Source organism: Pseudomonas sp. G5001 (assembly GCF_013385475.1).
Taxonomy (GTDB): domain Bacteria; phylum Pseudomonadota; class Gammaproteobacteria; order Pseudomonadales; family Pseudomonadaceae; genus Aquipseudomonas.
Genome location: NZ_JACAPZ010000028.1, coordinates 17,556 through 31,789 on the forward strand (window position 1 = coordinate 17,556; position 14,234 = coordinate 31,789).

Below are 14,234 nucleotides of genomic sequence, written 5' to 3' on the forward strand. Positions count from 1 at the left end.
TCAACAACCGCCGGCCAGGCGTTCACGCAGGAACTCGATCAACGCCTGCACCGGGCGCGAGCTCTGGCGGTGCTGGGGGTAAACGGCGGAAAGGGTCAGGGGTTCGGGCGCGCAGTCATCCAGCAGCGTCACCAGGCGGCCGTCCTGCAAGGCTTGGGCAACGATAAAATTGGGTAGGTAGGTGATGCCCAACCCGGCCACGGCGGCATCCCGCAGCAGCTCACCGTTGTTGACCCGCATGCGCCCGCTGACGTTGCGGGTGTGGGGTTTGCCATCGACCTTGAAGTGCCATTGGACCTGGCGACCATGGCCGTAAGGCAGGCATGCGTGATCGGCCAGGTCATCGGGACTCTGCGGCGTGCCGTGGCGGGCCAGGTAGTCGGGACTGGCGCAGTAGACGCGCTGCACACTGGCGATGCGTCGGGCGATCAGGGTCGAATCCTCGAGGGTGCCGATGCGCAGCACCAGGTCGTAGCCCTCGCTGATGAGGTCTACCGGGCGGTCGCTAAGGTCCACTTCCACGGTGACATGAGGGTGGCGTTGCAGGAACAGCGGCAACAGGCAACCCAGGTGCGCCATGGCAAACGACAACGGCGCGCTCAGGCGAATGGTGCCTCGGGGCTCGGTGTTTTGCCCGGCGATGCCCTGCTCCACTTGCTCGACTTCACTGAGCAGGCGCAGGGCGGATTCGTAGTAACTCTGGCCCAGCGGCGTGACGTCCAGGCGGCGGGTGGAGCGGTTGAGCAGGCGTACGCCGAGGCGCTCTTCCAGCTGGATCAGGCGGCGGCTGACAAATTGCTTGGACAGGCCAAGATGCTCGGCGGCAGCGGTGAAACTGCCGGATTCCATGACCTGGCAAAACAGGCGCATGTCTTCGAAGGGGTTCATTGTCGCTTCTCGGTGGACGCTGGGCTGTTTTATAGCCGGTCAGTCGCCACACCACAAATCAAAATGTGGGAGCGGGCTTGCTCGCGAAGGCGGTGGGTCAGTCGGTACATGTATTGACTGGCACACCGCCTTCGCGAGCAAGCCCGCTCCCACATTGGATTACCTGCATATCAGAGAGCGGTTTATTTGGCCGTCAGCGCCGAGTAGCTGTTCATCAAATTGCGATAGTTGGGAATACGCGGCGACAGCAGATTCGCCAGGCCTTCCATGTCGTTGCGCCAATCCCCTTGCAGCTCGCAGGCCACCGAGAACCAGTTCACCAGCTGTGCACCGGCCGCCGTCATGCGTGCCCACGCCGCCTGTTGCACGGTCTCATTGAAGGTGCCCGAAGCATCGGTCACCACAAACACTTCAAACCCTTCAGCCAGGGCCGACAGCGTCGGGAAGGTCACGCACACGTCGGTCACCACACCGGCAATGATCAGTTGCTTGCGCCCGGTGGCTTTCACTGCCTTGACGAAATCTTCGTTGTCCCATGCGTTGATCTGGCCAGGGCGCGGGATGTACGGCGCGTCCGGGAACAGTTCTTTCAGCTCCGGCACCATCGGGCCGTTGGGGCCGCTTTCGAAACTGGTGGTGAGGATAGTCGGCAGCTTGAAGAACTTGGCCAGGTCTGCCAGGGCCAGGACGTTGTTCTTGAATTCGTTGGGCGAGAAGTCCTGCACCAGGGAAATCAGGCCGGTCTGGTGATCCACCAGCAGGACCACGGCGTCATCTTTGTTCAGGCGTTTGTAAGTCATGGGAATACTCTTTTGGGGTTAGATTCAGAAGGCAAAACACGAGCAGCCAAACGCGCCCCAGAAACCCTGGAAGTCGCTGACCGGCACGTTCGAGAGACGCGCCCGTTCATGGCTATGGGCATGCACGCCACAGGGGCCGCTGCACTGGTGCACCTGGGCTTGCAGCGCTGACGCCGGGCGCCAGTGGCCCGGTACCTTGACCACCGGCGACCAGTCCGGCAGCACCGGCACGCTGGGTGGTGCGAAATCTTCAAAGTCGCCGGCGCCGTACACCACCTTGCCGCCGACCACGGTGAGTACCGATTCGATCCACTTGATGGCTTCCTCGTCGACACTGAAGAAGTCCGCCGACAGTGCCGCCACGTCCGCCAGTTGGCCGACCTTGATCTGGCCCTTCTTGCCTTGCTCGGAGGAGAACCAGGCGCTGCCGTGGGTGAACAGTTCCAGGGCCGTCAGCCGGGGCAGCCCCTCGGCGTGCAGTTCCAGCCCGCCGACGGTGCGGCCGCTGACCATCCAGTACAGCGAGGTCCAGGGGTTGTAGCTCGACACCCGGGTGGCGTCGGTGCCAGCGCCCACCGGCACGCCTTCGGCGAGCATGCGCTTGATCGGCGGCGTGGCCTCGGCGGCCTTGGCGCCGTAGCGCTCCACAAAGTACTCACCCTGGAACGCCATGCGGTCCTGGATCGCGATGCCGCCGCCCAGCGCCCGCACGCGCTCGATGTTCTGCGGGGTGATGGTTTCGGCGTGGTCGAAGAACCATGGCAAGCCGTTGAACGGGATGTCGCGGTTGACCTTCTCGAACACGTCGAGCATCCGCGAGATCGACTCGTTGTAGGTGGCGTGCAGGCGGAACGGCCAGCGCTGTTCCACCAGGTGGCGCACCACCGGCTCCAGTTCCTGCTCCATGGTCAGCGGCAGGTCTGGGCGTGGTTCGAGGAAGTCTTCGAAGTCGGCCGCCGAGAACACCAGCATTTCGCCGGCGCCGTTGTGGCGCAGATAGTCGTCGCCCTGATGCAGGGTCACGCTGCCGGTCCAGTTCTTGAAGTCGCTGAGTTCTTCCTTGGGCTTCTGGGTGAACAGGTTGTACGCGATGCGCACGGTCAGTTGCTGGTCCTTGGCCAACTGTTCGATCACGGCGTAATCGTCGGGATAGTTCTGGAAACCACCGCCGGCGTCGATGGCACTGGTCAGGCCCAGGCGGTTGAGTTCGCGCATGAACTGGCGGGTGGAATTCACCTGGTATTCCAGGGGCAGTTTCGGGCCCTTGGCCAGGGTCGCGTAGAGAATCATCGCGTTGGGCCGCGCCACCAGCATGCCGGTGGGGTTGCCGTTATGGTCGCGCACGATCTCGCCGCCGGGCGGGTTCGGCGTGTCCTTGGTGTAGCCGGCCACCCGCAGGGCGGCACGGTTGAGCAAGGCGCGGTCATACAGGTGCAGCACGAACACCGGCGTGTCGGGGGCGGCCTGGTTGAGTTCGTCGAGGGTGGGCATGCGCTTTTCAGCGAACTGGAATTCGTTCCAGCCGCCCACCACCCTCACCCACTGCGGCGTGGGCGTGCGGTCAGCCTGATCCTTGAGCATGCGCAGGGCATCGGCCAGTGACGGCACGCCTTCCCAGCGCAGTTCGAGGTTGTAGTTCAGGCCGCCACGGATCAGGTGCAGGTGCGAGTCGTTGAGGCCAGGGATGACGGTGCGACCCTTGAGGTCGATGACCTGGGTACCACTGCCGCGCAGGGCCATGGCTTCACCGTCGGTACCCACCGCGACGAAGCGTCCCTGGTGGATCGCAACTGCCGTGGCGCGGGGATTTTCACGGTCCACGGTGTGGAACTGGCCATTGAACAGAATCAGGTCGGCGTTCATAGGGTTTCCTTTACAGAGGCTTCAAGCCAGGGCGCGAACAGGCGGGTGGCCGCCGGCATCAGCAGGTAAACCACCAGTAAAACGATGGTCAGGGTGACCAGGAAGGTGGCGACGATGTAGTTGGACAGGAACGGGTGCAGCCGCAGTACCGGGCCCCAGATGATCGGCACCAGCAAGGTCAGCGGCAGGATCACCAGCAGCGTGACCACTGCCTGTTTCCAGCGCGGCGGCTTGGCGGCAGCATCGGCCAGGGGCGAGAACCAGAACTCGTTGACCGCGCCGACTTCGGTCTGGTCGCCGTCGGCCAGCATCGGTGCGGCTTGGTTGATCAGCTCCAGGCGCTGCGGCGAATCGAGCCAGCGCTCCAGGTCTTCGGTGGAGCGGTAACGCAGCACGCAGGTGAACAACGCAAGGCCGCCCTGCTTGCTGCGCACCACGTCAACGCCGAGGTGGCCGGGACGCTCACCGGCAATACGCACGATGCGTCGCAGCCAGGCTTCGTAGTCGGCTTCAAGCCCGGGTTTTATGCGGTGCTTGACCACCAGGGTCACGACCTCGTCCGGCCCGCCTTGTGCTGTTGAGTCCATCGTGCCCTTCCCCTGGATGCTTGAACGTTCGCGCTAGTGTGCGACGGCCCGATCCAGAAAAATTGCATGCATGTGCTCAGTTCAACAGATGCTTGCAGCGGTCTACACTGGGGATTCATTCACCGGTAAGGTGTGTGAAAACAAGCGCCCATCGACCACGGATAGCGATCATGGCTCAACCAGCAGCTGCAACCGGAACCCTGTGTTCAGAGCGGGAACAGAGGGTCAAGCAATTGATCCTCGCCAATCTTGCTGGCCCCCTGGAGGTGACGGAACTGGCTCGCGCCTGTGAGCTGTCCCGCAGCCATTTCTCCAGGGCCTTCAAGCGCACCACCGGTGTATCGCCCCAGGAATGGATTCGCCAGCAACGCATCAAGCAGGCCAAGGTGCTGATCACCGGCTCCGCCCTGAGCCTGACGCAGATCAGCCAGGAATGCGGGTTCTGCGACCAGGCGCACTTCTGTCACCTGTTCAGCCGCAGCGAAGGCGTGAACCCAATGGCCTGGCGCAAACTTCAGCTGCGCTACCGCCATCATCTGCGGACGGCACAGCTGGCGATCGTCAACCTAAAAGAGACAGTCATTCCGATTTCAGCTTCTTAATCAACCTATCGTTAACCAGTAATCTTCTCCTCACACCGAAGCCCTGCATCTCGCAGCCAGGCTTCCCTTGAGGAGAACACCCTATGCTGACCCTTCGCAAAGCCTCGGAACGCGGCGCCGCCAATCACGGTTGGTTGAAGTCGTTCCACACCTTCTCGTTCGCCAACTACTGGAATCCCAAAGAACAGGGTTTTTCCGACCTGCTGGTGATCAACGATGACCGGGTTGCCGCCGGCAAGGGCTTCGGCCAACACCCGCACCGCGACATGGAGATTTTCTCCTATGTGCTCGAAGGCGCCCTGGAACACAAGGACACCCTGGGCACCGGTTCGGTGATTCGCCCCGGCGACGTGCAACTGATGAGCGCCGGCAGCGGCGTGGCCCACAGCGAGTTCAACCACAGCCACACCCAGGGCGTGCACTTCCTGCAAATCTGGATCGTGCCGGATGTGGCGGGCGCCGAACCGCGCTATCAGCAGGAGCACTTCACCGAGGCGCAGAAACGCGGCCGGTTGCAGTTGATCATCTCGCCGGAAGGCACCGACGGCTCCCTCGGCGTGCGCCAGGACGCGCGGGTGTATGCCGGGCTGTTCAACGGCTTTGAAACCGCCAGCCTGCCGCTGGCCCCGGAACGCTACGCCTACATCCATGTGGCGCGGGGCAGCGTTGAAGTCAATGGCCAGCGCTTGCACGAAGGCGACGGTGCCCGAGTGCGCGATGAGCGGGAGATTCACCTGAGCCATGGGGAGGACGCCGAGGTGCTGGTGTTCGACCTGCGCCCTCGGGAACTGCCAGAAATGCCGTGATGAGCGACGCGATGGCCCGGGAAAACGGGCCATCGCTGGCGTCGATAGTCACCATCAGCCCAATGAAGTTCTCTTAAAAAATCTGCCGCGTAACATCGCATCCATACCAACCAACGACTTTCCCGGAGCACACCCTCATGAAACGCCAACTCTTGCTTAGCCTCGCTTTCTCGGTACTTGCTGTAAGCGCCTTTACCCAACCTGCCCTCGCTGAAGGCGGCGCGGATCGCCTGATGGACAGCCGCGTGGCTGAGGGTGGGTCTGACCGTATGCTGGAACGCCGCGTTGCTGAAGGCGGGTCTGATCGCCTGCTGGAACGTCGTGTTGCTGAAGGTGGTGCTGATCGCCTTCAAGAAAACCGTGTGGCTGAAGGTGGTGCAGACCGCCTGATGGAAAACCGCGCGTAACGACTGTGGTTCGCGGTCCACCCCCCAGCCGGCCTGATCAGCCGGCTTTTTTTCGCCTGCTGTTAACTGATCCTCACAAGCGCCACGACCCCTGTGGCGAGGGAGCTTGCTCCCTCGCCACACAAGCTCTCTGGCCATTAGTGAAGTTCACGATCCAGCCACACCACCGCCTTGCCAATCTGCTGCCGTGCCTCAATCCGCGCGTGCACCTGCTGCACCTCTTCCAGCGTGTAATGCCCTTCGATATCCACCGTCAGCGAACCTTCGAGCATCGCCGCAAACACCGCATTGGCACGCCTTTGCACCGTAGGGCCGTCGGCCATGTGGTCGTTGAGCCGTGGGCGAGTCAGGAACAGTGAACCGGCTTCCCCCAACTCCATCGGGTCCAGATCAGTGATCGAACCGGAGACGTTGCCGTAATTGACGATCACCCCCCGCGTGCGGCAAGCCCTGAAGCTCTCGCGCAAGGTGGCCTTGCCCACCGAATCGAACACCACATCCACGCCCTGCCCTTGCGTGGCCTCCAACACCCGCTCGGCAAACCCGTCGTATTGCCAGGCCTGATCCGCGCCACGCTCAAGGGCAATCGCGCACTTTTCGACGCTGCTGCCGGTGGTGAACACCGTGGCACCGAGCCGATGGGCCATTTGCACCAGCAACTGGCCGATGCTGCCGGACGCCGCGTGGATCAAACAGCTGTTGCCCGCCTGCAACCGCGCAACATCTTCAATCAGGTAGTGAGCCGTGCAGCCCTGGAACATCGCCGCAGCCGCCTGATCGAAGCCGATCGCATTGGGAATTTGCGCCACTCGCGCGGCGGGCACGCTGGCGTATTCGGCGAACGCGCCCCATGAAATGCACCATGCCACTCGATCACCCGGCGCCAGATGGCTCACGCCCTCGCCTACCGCCACCACCACACCGGCCCCTTCCATACCCAGAGTGCACGGCAGCCGTACCGGGTAGGTCACCGACTTGGCGTACTTGCCCTGGCGGGTGTGAACATCCATGAAATTGATCCCGGCACAGGCCACCTTGACCAGTACATGGCCGGCGGTCACTTGGGGTTTGGGCACATCAAGGCGCAGTTGAACAACTTCCGGGCCGCCGTAGGTTTCAAGGGTGAGGGCTTTCATCGCGAGACAACTCCGTTTGCAGTGGGAATGCGCCATGGTAAAAGGCGCTACTCTGTACGAGAATTCCCCAATACCTCCCACCCTCCGTGCGAAAATAACCCGATGTTCGACTGGCAGGATCTGTATTTCTTCACCGTGCTGGCGCGCACCCAATCACTGTCGGCTGCCGCCCGCGAACTGCAGGTGGAACACGCCACTGTTGGCCGGCGCGTCGATGCCCTGGAAAAAGCCCTCGGCGTCAAACTGGTGGATCGCCTGCCCCGCAGCCGGCCGCTCACCGAGGAAGGCCTGGCACTGGCGAAGCTGGCGGCCGGCATGGGCGAGATGGCCACAGAAGTGATGCGCCTGTCCCGCGTGGCCTCGATCGAAGTGGCCGGCACCGTGCGGGTCAGTTGCCCGCCGTCGATTGCCATCCACTGCATCGCGCCCCATGTCGCACGGTTCAGGGCGCAGTATCCCAAGCTGAATATCGTGTTGATGTCCTCGACGACGCTGGCCGCCCTCGACAAAGGCGAAGCCGACATTGCCCTGCGCACGGTGCGTCCCGATGAGGAAGCGCTGGTACGCAGAAAGGTCGGCGCCGTGCGTTTCGGGCTCTATGCCACGCCCGAGCTCAAGCAGTTACCCGCTGAACAGTGGACATTCATTGCCTATGACGCCACCCGCGACCACCTGCCCCAACAGGCGTGGATGCATCAGGTGCGCGGCAACCGCACGATTGACTTCGCCGCCAGCGACCTGATCACCCAGCAAATGGCCGCCCGGTCCCAGGTGGGTGCAGTGGTGTTGCCCACGCTGGTGGGCGATCACGACGCGGCATTGGTGCGGTTGGCAACGAACACCGAAGGCCCGGTTCGCGATATCTGGCTGACGGTGTATCCGGATATGCGCCGCTCGCCTTCGGTGAAGGTGGTGATGGAGTTTCTGGTGAGCTGCATTGAAGGCGAGCCGCAGTTGCGGCGCTGACTCAGTTGAGGGCGGGCTGGAATTTCTTGCGATAAGCCACCGGCAACACACCCACCCGTTGCTCAAATAAGCGGCGGAAGGAATTGCTGTCCTCATAGCCTACGGCGTAGGTGATGCTGTCCAGCGTCATGCGGGTGGTTTCCAGCAGTAGCTTGGCCCGCTCCAAACGCAGGGTTTGCAGGTAGGCAATGGGTGTATAGCTGGTGGCCTCCTTGAAGCGCCGCTTGAAATTGCGAACGCCAAAACCAAAGCGCCGAGCCAGGTCATCGATTACAACGGCTTGTGCAAAGTGCTGCTCCAGCCAGTGTTGCACCCGCAAAATATCTCCGTCGCCGTGATTTTTAGGCGATGACCACATCACATAGATGGATTGCTCACTGCGCACGTTGTCGATCAGCAGGTACTTGCTGCAGGTATGCGCCAACTCCGGTGTGCCGAAGCGGCGTATCAGATGCAACAGCAGGTCCATCGCAGCACTCGCCCCGCCGCTGGTGATCACCCGGTTTTCTTCACAGAGGATCTGCGTCTCCTGCAACGTCACCCCGGGGTAGCGCCGGGCAAAGAGTTCGGCAAAAGCCCAGTGAGTGGTGGCGCGCAACCCATCCAGTAGACCGTTCTCGGCAAGCATGAACGCGGCGGTGCACATTGATGCAACCACCGCGCCTTGCGCGTGCTGCTTGCGCAGCCATGCACCGTAGGCGGGAAACGCCGGCAAGGCCTCTTTCAAGGTGAACAAAAACCCCGGTATCAGCACCAGATCCGTGTGCCCTACTTGTGCCATCGAACAATCAACCTGCAAGCACTGCCCGCCCCAAGCGTTGACGACCTGACCGTCGAGCGAGACGACGACCACTTCAAAGGGCTGCTTGCCCTCGGCAAACAGATTGGCCGCACTCAGCATCTCAAGGGCGAGCGTGGCGCTGGCAGCCGAACACCGATCGGCCAGGAGCAGGGTAATGTGCATAAAAATTCCAGATTGCGCTTTTCGCATGAAATAAGTCATTTGCGCACCTACCTTACCTGATTCCTCCGCACTACAGTGCGAGCTTCAATCACTGCTCGGCTAATTCATGAATCTCTGGTTTCGCTTACTGCTCATGCTGTTTCGGCGCCCCTGGCGCAAGCCCGTCGATGGCCTGGCCACCACCGTTGTACGGATGCGTGTCTGGCCGCTGGACCTTGACCTCAACCGGCACGTCACCAACGGCCGGTATTTCACCCTGGCCGATGTCGGGCGCATGGATTTCGTACTGCGCAGCGGCGCATTTCGCGTGGCTTTGCGCAATAAGGCGCTGCCGGTTGTCGGTGACACCTGGGGCAAGTTCCGACGGGAATTGAAGCTGTTCGAAGCGTTTGAAATCCACACCCGGATTCTGGGCTGGGATCAAAAATGGAGCGTGATGGAGCACCGCTTCGTCAGCCGGGGCCGCGTGGTCGGAGTAGTGGTGATGCGCGGGCTGTTTCGCTCGGCCAAGGGCACCCTCCCCGCCGCAGATTTTGTGCGGGAGCTGGGATTGGCCGAGGTATCACCCGCGATGCCTGAATGGCTGAGGGCGTGGACGCACAGTTGCGACACCATGAGCGCCCAGTTGCGCGAGGAGGAGCACCGTTCAGGTGTTATTGCGCGGTCGAGTACTGAGCGTCGCTGACCTGCTCCATACAGTCCACCACCTTGCCGTCGAGCATTTCGTTAATCGCGATATGGGTCATGGTGGCCGCCAGGCTTCACCCGCGTTTGCGCTGTTGGTGGAAGCGTTGCGTTATCGCGGCTGAAGGAAGTCCGTCAGGGCCGCGCCCAAGCCATCGAACACCACGGCGATGCGCGGGACCTTGCGCATGTCCTGATGCATGGCGATCCACACGTCAACCTTGAAATCCACCTGCGCGGGCAACACCCGCACCAGCCCGTGACGCTGCGCCACCTGGGCTGAACACACGCCGATCCCCAGCCCCGCACGCAACGCGGCCAACTGCGCGAGGTGATCGTCGGTGCGAATCACCGTACTGGGCGCCGAACAGTCGAAACCGCGCTCACCCAGGAATTCGATCTCCAGCAAGTTGCGGTCCGGCCCGATCAGCGGGTAGCCGTGCAATTGCGCAACGGTGTCCGGCGTGCCCTGCTCTGCCAACAGTTCGGGCGCGGCGTACAACCCTACGTGAAGGTCGCCGACCTTGCGCGCGACCACCGTGGATTCGACCGGGCGACGGATGCGTACGGCGACGTCGGCCTCTTGCCGGGCAAGTGCCTGCGGCCGATTGGATACGCTCAGTTCGATGGCCAATTGCGGATGATCACGGCGCAGGCTGCGCAACATGGGCGGCAGCACTTCAACGCCCAGCAGCTTGCCGCTGGTGAGCCGCACCGTGCCGCCGGCGAGGGCCGTGTCGGCCGAGGCTGCGCGGCTGAAGGCGTTGGCGGCAACGGCCATCGCTTCAACGTGGCTGATCAGGTCCTTGGCCGTGTCGGTGGGCAACAGCCCGGCGGGTGAGCGGATAAACAGGCTGACCCCGACGCTCTGCTCCAGGGCCTCGATCCTTCGCCGCGCGGTGGCCTGGGCGAACCCCAGCAAACGGGCCGCGCCCGACAGGCTGCCGGTGCGCAACACGGCGAGGAAGGCGCGCTGGGTTTCCCATTGGAGTTGCGGGGCGTTCATACATTTCCTGTGAGCCGCTGGGCAGTTTTGGCGGATGTTCTTTGTTCGGAGGCTGCGGCATGCTGGCGAGCATAACCGATGGGGCTTTCGCCCTCACTTTGCACAGGATCGTTTTTGATGACACTCACCGGCCAATGTCGCTGCGCCCGCGTGACCTACACCCTCGATAAGGACGCGCCGCTGGCGGTGTATGCCTGCCATTGCCGCCACTGCCAGACCTGGAGCGGCAGCGCGTTTGCCCTGCATGCGCTGTTGCCGGCGGATGCGCTGCGGGTTGAAGGTTCGCTGACGGAATATGCCTATGACGTTGATGGGCAGCGCTCGGAACATCGGTTGTGCGGGGTGTGCCATACGCGGATCTGCAACACCACGACGGCCGCGCCGGGGTTGGTTGTGCTGCGGGTCGGGACACTGGATGAGAGCCCGTCCGTGCAGCCGGTGGCGCATATCTGGCTGCGGCACAAGCAGCCGTGGGTAACGCTGGCGGAGGGTGTTCCGACCTGGCCGGAAAGCCCTACGCCCCAGGCGTTTGCGCAAGCGTTGAGCGCTCCCCTGTAGACATGACTCACACCCACACTGTGGCGAGGGAGCTTGCTCCCGCTGGGTTGCGCAGCAACCCCAAAAGCATTGACCGGCCCATCCTGAAAGACCGCAGCGGCCTACCAGGGGGCGCTTCGCCCCCCAACGGGAGCAAGCTCCCTCGCCACATTGGGCTCTGCGTCGATGTTGAGGCTCAGCACTTCGCCATTGCGCAACTGCCAGTCGAAGAAGTCTGAGAAATCATCGCGAACTAATGCGCGAATCGCCTTGGCGACAACCCCATGGGCAACCAGCACCACCACCTGTTGCCCATGGTTCACCAGCAACTGATTCAATCCGCCCCGGATGCGCTCGACGAACTGCGAGATTGACTCACCGTCCGTGGGTGCCCGCTCCCATTGCCGGGTAATATTCTGCGCCCAAAGGTCGGGATAACGCTGCGCCGCCTCCGCCTGGGTCAGTCCCTCAAACACCCCCACGCCGCGCTCACGAAACGCATCCAGCGTAGGCAGTTGCAGCCCATCATCCGCAAACACAATGGCCGCCGTTTGCTGAGCCCTGCGCAGCGGCGAGACGATGACGGCGTCGATCTGCGCCGGCAATTTTTCCCGCAACTCCCGCGCCTGCAGCACGCCCCGTTCGTTGAGATCAATGTCCAGCGAGCCCTGGTAACGCCCCTCGGCATTGGCTTGAGTTTCGCCGTGACGAACAACATACAACTGCATACCGCCCTCCTTCATCCTGACGCTGAAAGGCCGCGACCGGCGCACCCGATAAAGGCCTAAGCTAAGATCGAAAAATTATTTATCGAATGTTTTTTAGAACAATAAGCTCACCTTAATCCATTAAGAGTCGAGCACGCCATGCCCCAGTTTTCGCTCCATCGCCTTTTCATCGCAGGCCTTGCCACACTGGGCCTCTGCACCACCCTGAGCACACAAGCCCAGGAAACCGTACGCATCGGTTACCAGAAATCCTCGACCCTGATCACCTTGCTGAAAACCCAGGGCACCCTGGAAAAAGCCCTCAAGGCCGACGGCATCGACGTCACCTGGCACGAGTTCCCCAGTGGCCTGCCGCTGCTGGAAGCACTCAACGTCGGTAACGTGGATATCAGCGCTGACGTGGCCGACACCGTACCGATCTTCGCCCAGGCCGCCCAGGCCAAGCTCACCTACTTCGCCCAGGAAGCGCCCTCGCCCCAAGCCCAGGCGATCGTGGTGCGCAAGGACTCGCCGATTCAGCAACTGGCGGATTTGAAAGGCAAGAAAATCGCCGTGACCAAGGCCGCCGGCACTCACTATTTATTGATCGCTGCCTTGAACAAGGCGGGGCTGGCCTTCTCCGATATCGAGCCGGCGTACCTGACGCCCGCCGATGGCCGCGCTGCGTTTGAAAACAACAAGGTTGATGCCTGGGTCACGTGGGAACCGTTCCTCACCAGCGTGCAGCGCCAACTGCCCACCCGCACCCTTGCGGACGGTACCGGGCTGGCCAGTTACAAGCGCTATTACCTGACGGGTACGCCCTATGCCCAGGCGCATCCGGAAGTGCTGAAGCTGGTGTACGAGCAGTTGCACCAGGCTGGCGAGTGGGTGAAGAGCCACCCGCGTGATGCCGCGAAAGTGCTGGGGCCATTGTGGGGCAACCTGGATGTGGAGACTGTCGAGGCCGCCAATGCTCATCGCAGCTATGAGGTGCAACCGGTGACGCTGGATCAGTTGGGGGAACAGCAGAAAATTGCGGATGCGTTCTTCAAGGCGGGGTTGTTGCCCAAGGCGGTGGATGCGCAGGATGTGCAGGTGTGGAAACCCTGAGGCAGTCAACTGTGGGAGCCGGGCTTGTCCGCGATGCAGACAACTCGGTACTCCAGTCATACCGCGGTGATGCCATCGCAGCCTCGCCAAGGCTCGACAGCTCCCACAGGTGATGTTCAGGGCCTGGACTATCGGCGGTGTCAGCTTTTACGCGTCGCGTCATCCAGCGCAAGGATGGTATGAGCATTGGTCACCGTGGTCGCCAGGGTATTGATCACTCCCGAGCGCAACGCCCCCAGCGTTGCCGCCGCCTTGGTGTTTTCACTGGCAATCGCCACCACATCCGGAATCCGGAACAGCTCCTGCACCGTCAACCCGATCACCCGCCCCTGAATCGCGTTGACCGCCGGCTGGCCATGAATGTCGATGAAGTCATAACCCATCATGTCCCCCACGGTGCCGGACAACCGCGCCTGTGCAATTTCCTGGGGCGAAAACCACCCCATGCGCACCATGTTGCTGTTTTCACTCATGTCACCGATGCCGATCAACGCCATGTCCGCACGGCGGGCACGGTCAAGCGTGGAACGCACCGTATCGTTGCTGATCAACACCCCACGCAGTTCCGGGTTGGCCACCAGCGCCGGGGCGTACAGGCTTTCACTCTCGCCACCAAACCGCAGGGCCAGGCGCCGGCAAATATGGTCGGGGTTCATGTATTCACCCGCCTTGAGCGAACCGCCAATGGCGCACACAAACGTGCAGTTGCGGGTCACCGGCAAAAACACATTATCGGCCACCGCACCGACGTTACGCCCCATACCCACCGCGACGATCATGCCGTCACTGAGGGTTTTGTTCAGGTAGTTGGCCACCAGGCTCGCCACCGCCGAGCGCTGGGTGTCCGGGTCGCTGTGGTCCACCGCAATCAACGCGCGGTCCAGCTGGAAGCGCTCCACCAGCGCCTGTTCCAGCTCGTTGTTCATCGCCGGGTGCTGCAACACCCGCACCTCGACAATCCCTTCATCCCGTGCGCGTTTGAGCAGGCGGCTGACTTTTGCCCGGGACAGGTCGAAGCGCTTGGCAATGGCTTCCTGAGTGACGTTCTCAAGGTAATAGAGCATCGCCACTTCGGTCATCAGGTCGATGTCGCTGGCGATGCGCTGGGTACTGTCACTCATGGGCACGGGCTTCCGTTTCGGTGTCAAAGGCGCATTCTCCCGACTCT

General features: G+C 62.3%; 15 protein-coding genes and 2 pseudogenes. 7 read left to right on the plus strand and 10 right to left on the minus strand.

The annotated features are described in order from the left end of the window. The 4 genes from HX805_RS21910 to HX805_RS21925 form a co-directional block, all read right to left on the minus strand. The gene (locus HX805_RS21910) at positions 1-888 is read right to left on the minus strand and encodes a LysR family transcriptional regulator (protein WP_177019915.1); all 888 of its coding nucleotides are present in this window, start codon (positions 886-888) and stop codon (positions 1-3) included. Positions 889-1,070: 182 nt separating this feature from the next. Beyond that, on the minus strand, positions 1,071-1,694 hold the full coding sequence (ycaC, locus tag HX805_RS21915) for an isochorismate family cysteine hydrolase YcaC (protein WP_177028445.1): 624 nt from the start codon (positions 1,692-1,694) through the stop codon (positions 1,071-1,073). An 18-nt stretch (positions 1,695-1,712) separates the two neighbouring features. Continuing rightward, positions 1,713-3,551, minus strand: a complete 1,839-nt coding sequence (locus HX805_RS21920; RefSeq protein WP_003207313.1) for an amidohydrolase — start codon at positions 3,549-3,551, stop codon at positions 1,713-1,715. Then, positions 3,548-4,138: an antibiotic biosynthesis monooxygenase gene (locus tag HX805_RS21925; protein ID WP_177019914.1), complete on the minus strand. Its 591-nt coding sequence runs from the start codon at positions 4,136-4,138 to the stop codon at positions 3,548-3,550. Before HX805_RS21925 ends, HX805_RS21920 begins: the two co-directional genes overlap by 4 nt. A gap of 170 nt (positions 4,139-4,308) precedes the next feature. On the opposite strand from HX805_RS21925, the gene HX805_RS21930 reads away from it, so the two are divergent. The 3 genes and pseudogenes from HX805_RS21930 to HX805_RS21940 all read left to right on the plus strand — a co-directional run. After that, complete coding sequence (locus tag HX805_RS21930) at positions 4,309-4,740, plus strand: AraC family transcriptional regulator (RefSeq protein ID WP_023658747.1); 432 nt, start codon at positions 4,309-4,311, stop codon at positions 4,738-4,740. Positions 4,741-4,823: 83 nt separating this feature from the next. Continuing rightward, positions 4,824-5,546 (plus strand): pirin family protein, encoded by a 723-nt coding sequence (locus tag HX805_RS21935; RefSeq protein ID WP_008434624.1) that lies wholly within the window; start codon positions 4,824-4,826, stop codon positions 5,544-5,546. A gap of 137 nt (positions 5,547-5,683) precedes the next feature. Further along, a pseudogene (locus HX805_RS21940) lies at positions 5,684-5,947 on the plus strand (hypothetical protein); the annotation flags it as partial. 143 nt (positions 5,948-6,090) lie between these two features. On the opposite strand, the gene HX805_RS21945 reads toward HX805_RS21940, so the two are convergent. Next, complete coding sequence (locus HX805_RS21945; protein ID WP_177080245.1) at positions 6,091-7,089, minus strand: quinone oxidoreductase; 999 nt, start codon at positions 7,087-7,089, stop codon at positions 6,091-6,093. 102 nt (positions 7,090-7,191) lie between these two features. Between HX805_RS21945 and HX805_RS21950 the strand changes: the two genes are divergently transcribed. Then, on the plus strand, positions 7,192-8,055 hold the full coding sequence (locus HX805_RS21950) for a LysR family transcriptional regulator (RefSeq protein WP_177080246.1): 864 nt from the start codon (positions 7,192-7,194) through the stop codon (positions 8,053-8,055). Between the two features lies 1 nt (position 8,056). Here the strand turns inward: HX805_RS21950 and HX805_RS21955 are convergent, their stop codons facing one another. After that, positions 8,057-9,019, minus strand: coding sequence for a GlxA family transcriptional regulator (locus HX805_RS21955; protein WP_177080294.1), 963 nt, complete (start codon positions 9,017-9,019; stop codon positions 8,057-8,059). A 106-nt stretch (positions 9,020-9,125) separates the two neighbouring features. Here HX805_RS21955 and HX805_RS21960 point away from each other — a divergent pair, with 106 nt between their 5' ends. After that, complete coding sequence (locus HX805_RS21960) at positions 9,126-9,704, plus strand: acyl-CoA thioesterase (protein WP_102368798.1); 579 nt, start codon at positions 9,126-9,128, stop codon at positions 9,702-9,704. On the opposite strand, the pseudogene HX805_RS32435 reads toward HX805_RS21960, so the two are convergent. Further along, positions 9,673-9,765, minus strand: a pseudogene (locus tag HX805_RS32435) (cupin domain-containing protein); the annotation flags it as partial. The gene HX805_RS21960 and the pseudogene HX805_RS32435 overlap by 32 nt on opposite strands. Before the next feature lie 50 nt (positions 9,766-9,815). Continuing rightward, positions 9,816-10,709: a LysR family transcriptional regulator gene (locus tag HX805_RS21965; RefSeq protein ID WP_177117310.1), complete on the minus strand. Its 894-nt coding sequence runs from the start codon at positions 10,707-10,709 to the stop codon at positions 9,816-9,818. A 117-nt stretch (positions 10,710-10,826) separates the two neighbouring features. On the opposite strand from HX805_RS21965, the gene HX805_RS21970 reads away from it, so the two are divergent. After that, positions 10,827-11,267, plus strand: a complete 441-nt coding sequence (locus tag HX805_RS21970; RefSeq protein ID WP_177080248.1) for a GFA family protein — start codon at positions 10,827-10,829, stop codon at positions 11,265-11,267. A gap of 101 nt (positions 11,268-11,368) precedes the next feature. Here HX805_RS21970 and HX805_RS21975 read toward each other — a convergent pair whose 3' ends face one another. Further along, positions 11,369-11,974, minus strand: a complete 606-nt coding sequence (locus HX805_RS21975) for a histidine phosphatase family protein (protein ID WP_177080249.1) — start codon at positions 11,972-11,974, stop codon at positions 11,369-11,371. A 138-nt stretch (positions 11,975-12,112) separates the two neighbouring features. Between HX805_RS21975 and HX805_RS21980 the strand changes: the two genes are divergently transcribed. Further along, a complete protein-coding gene (locus HX805_RS21980; protein WP_134326328.1) occupies positions 12,113-13,066 on the plus strand; it encodes an aliphatic sulfonate ABC transporter substrate-binding protein in 954 nt (317 codons plus the stop codon). Positions 13,067-13,206: 140 nt separating this feature from the next. On the opposite strand, the gene HX805_RS21985 is transcribed toward HX805_RS21980, so the two are convergent. Further along, positions 13,207-14,187 carry a sugar-binding transcriptional regulator gene (locus HX805_RS21985; RefSeq protein ID WP_003215718.1) on the minus strand — a complete coding sequence of 327 codons (981 nt, stop codon included), beginning with the start codon at positions 14,185-14,187 and terminating at the stop codon, positions 13,207-13,209. Positions 14,188-14,234: the final 47 nt, after the last annotated feature.

Coding starts and splice junctions, on each gene's coding strand:
- HX805_RS21975 (WP_177080249.1), bottom strand. CDS start 11,974: ATGCAGTTGTATGTTGTTCGTCACGGCGAAACTCAAGCCAATGCCGAG.
- HX805_RS21945 (WP_177080245.1), bottom strand. CDS start 7,089: ATGAAAGCCCTCACCCTTGAAACCTACGGCGGCCCGGAAGTTGTTCAA.
- HX805_RS21935 (WP_008434624.1), top strand. CDS start 4,824: ATGCTGACCCTTCGCAAAGCCTCGGAACGCGGCGCCGCCAATCACGGT.
- HX805_RS21910 (WP_177019915.1), bottom strand. CDS start 888: ATGAACCCCTTCGAAGACATGCGCCTGTTTTGCCAGGTCATGGAATCC.
- HX805_RS21955 (WP_177080294.1), bottom strand. CDS start 9,019: ATGCACATTACCCTGCTCCTGGCCGATCGGTGTTCGGCTGCCAGCGCC.
- HX805_RS21980 (WP_134326328.1), top strand. CDS start 12,113: ATGCCCCAGTTTTCGCTCCATCGCCTTTTCATCGCAGGCCTTGCCACA.
- HX805_RS21930 (WP_023658747.1), top strand. CDS start 4,309: ATGGCTCAACCAGCAGCTGCAACCGGAACCCTGTGTTCAGAGCGGGAA.
- HX805_RS21950 (WP_177080246.1), top strand. CDS start 7,192: ATGTTCGACTGGCAGGATCTGTATTTCTTCACCGTGCTGGCGCGCACC.
- HX805_RS21965 (WP_177117310.1), bottom strand. CDS start 10,709: ATGAACGCCCCGCAACTCCAATGGGAAACCCAGCGCGCCTTCCTCGCC.
- HX805_RS21925 (WP_177019914.1), bottom strand. CDS start 4,138: ATGGACTCAACAGCACAAGGCGGGCCGGACGAGGTCGTGACCCTGGTG.
- HX805_RS21920 (WP_003207313.1), bottom strand. CDS start 3,551: ATGAACGCCGACCTGATTCTGTTCAATGGCCAGTTCCACACCGTGGAC.
- HX805_RS21970 (WP_177080248.1), top strand. CDS start 10,827: ATGACACTCACCGGCCAATGTCGCTGCGCCCGCGTGACCTACACCCTC.
- HX805_RS21985 (WP_003215718.1), bottom strand. CDS start 14,187: ATGAGTGACAGTACCCAGCGCATCGCCAGCGACATCGACCTGATGACC.
- HX805_RS21960 (WP_102368798.1), top strand. CDS start 9,126: ATGAATCTCTGGTTTCGCTTACTGCTCATGCTGTTTCGGCGCCCCTGG.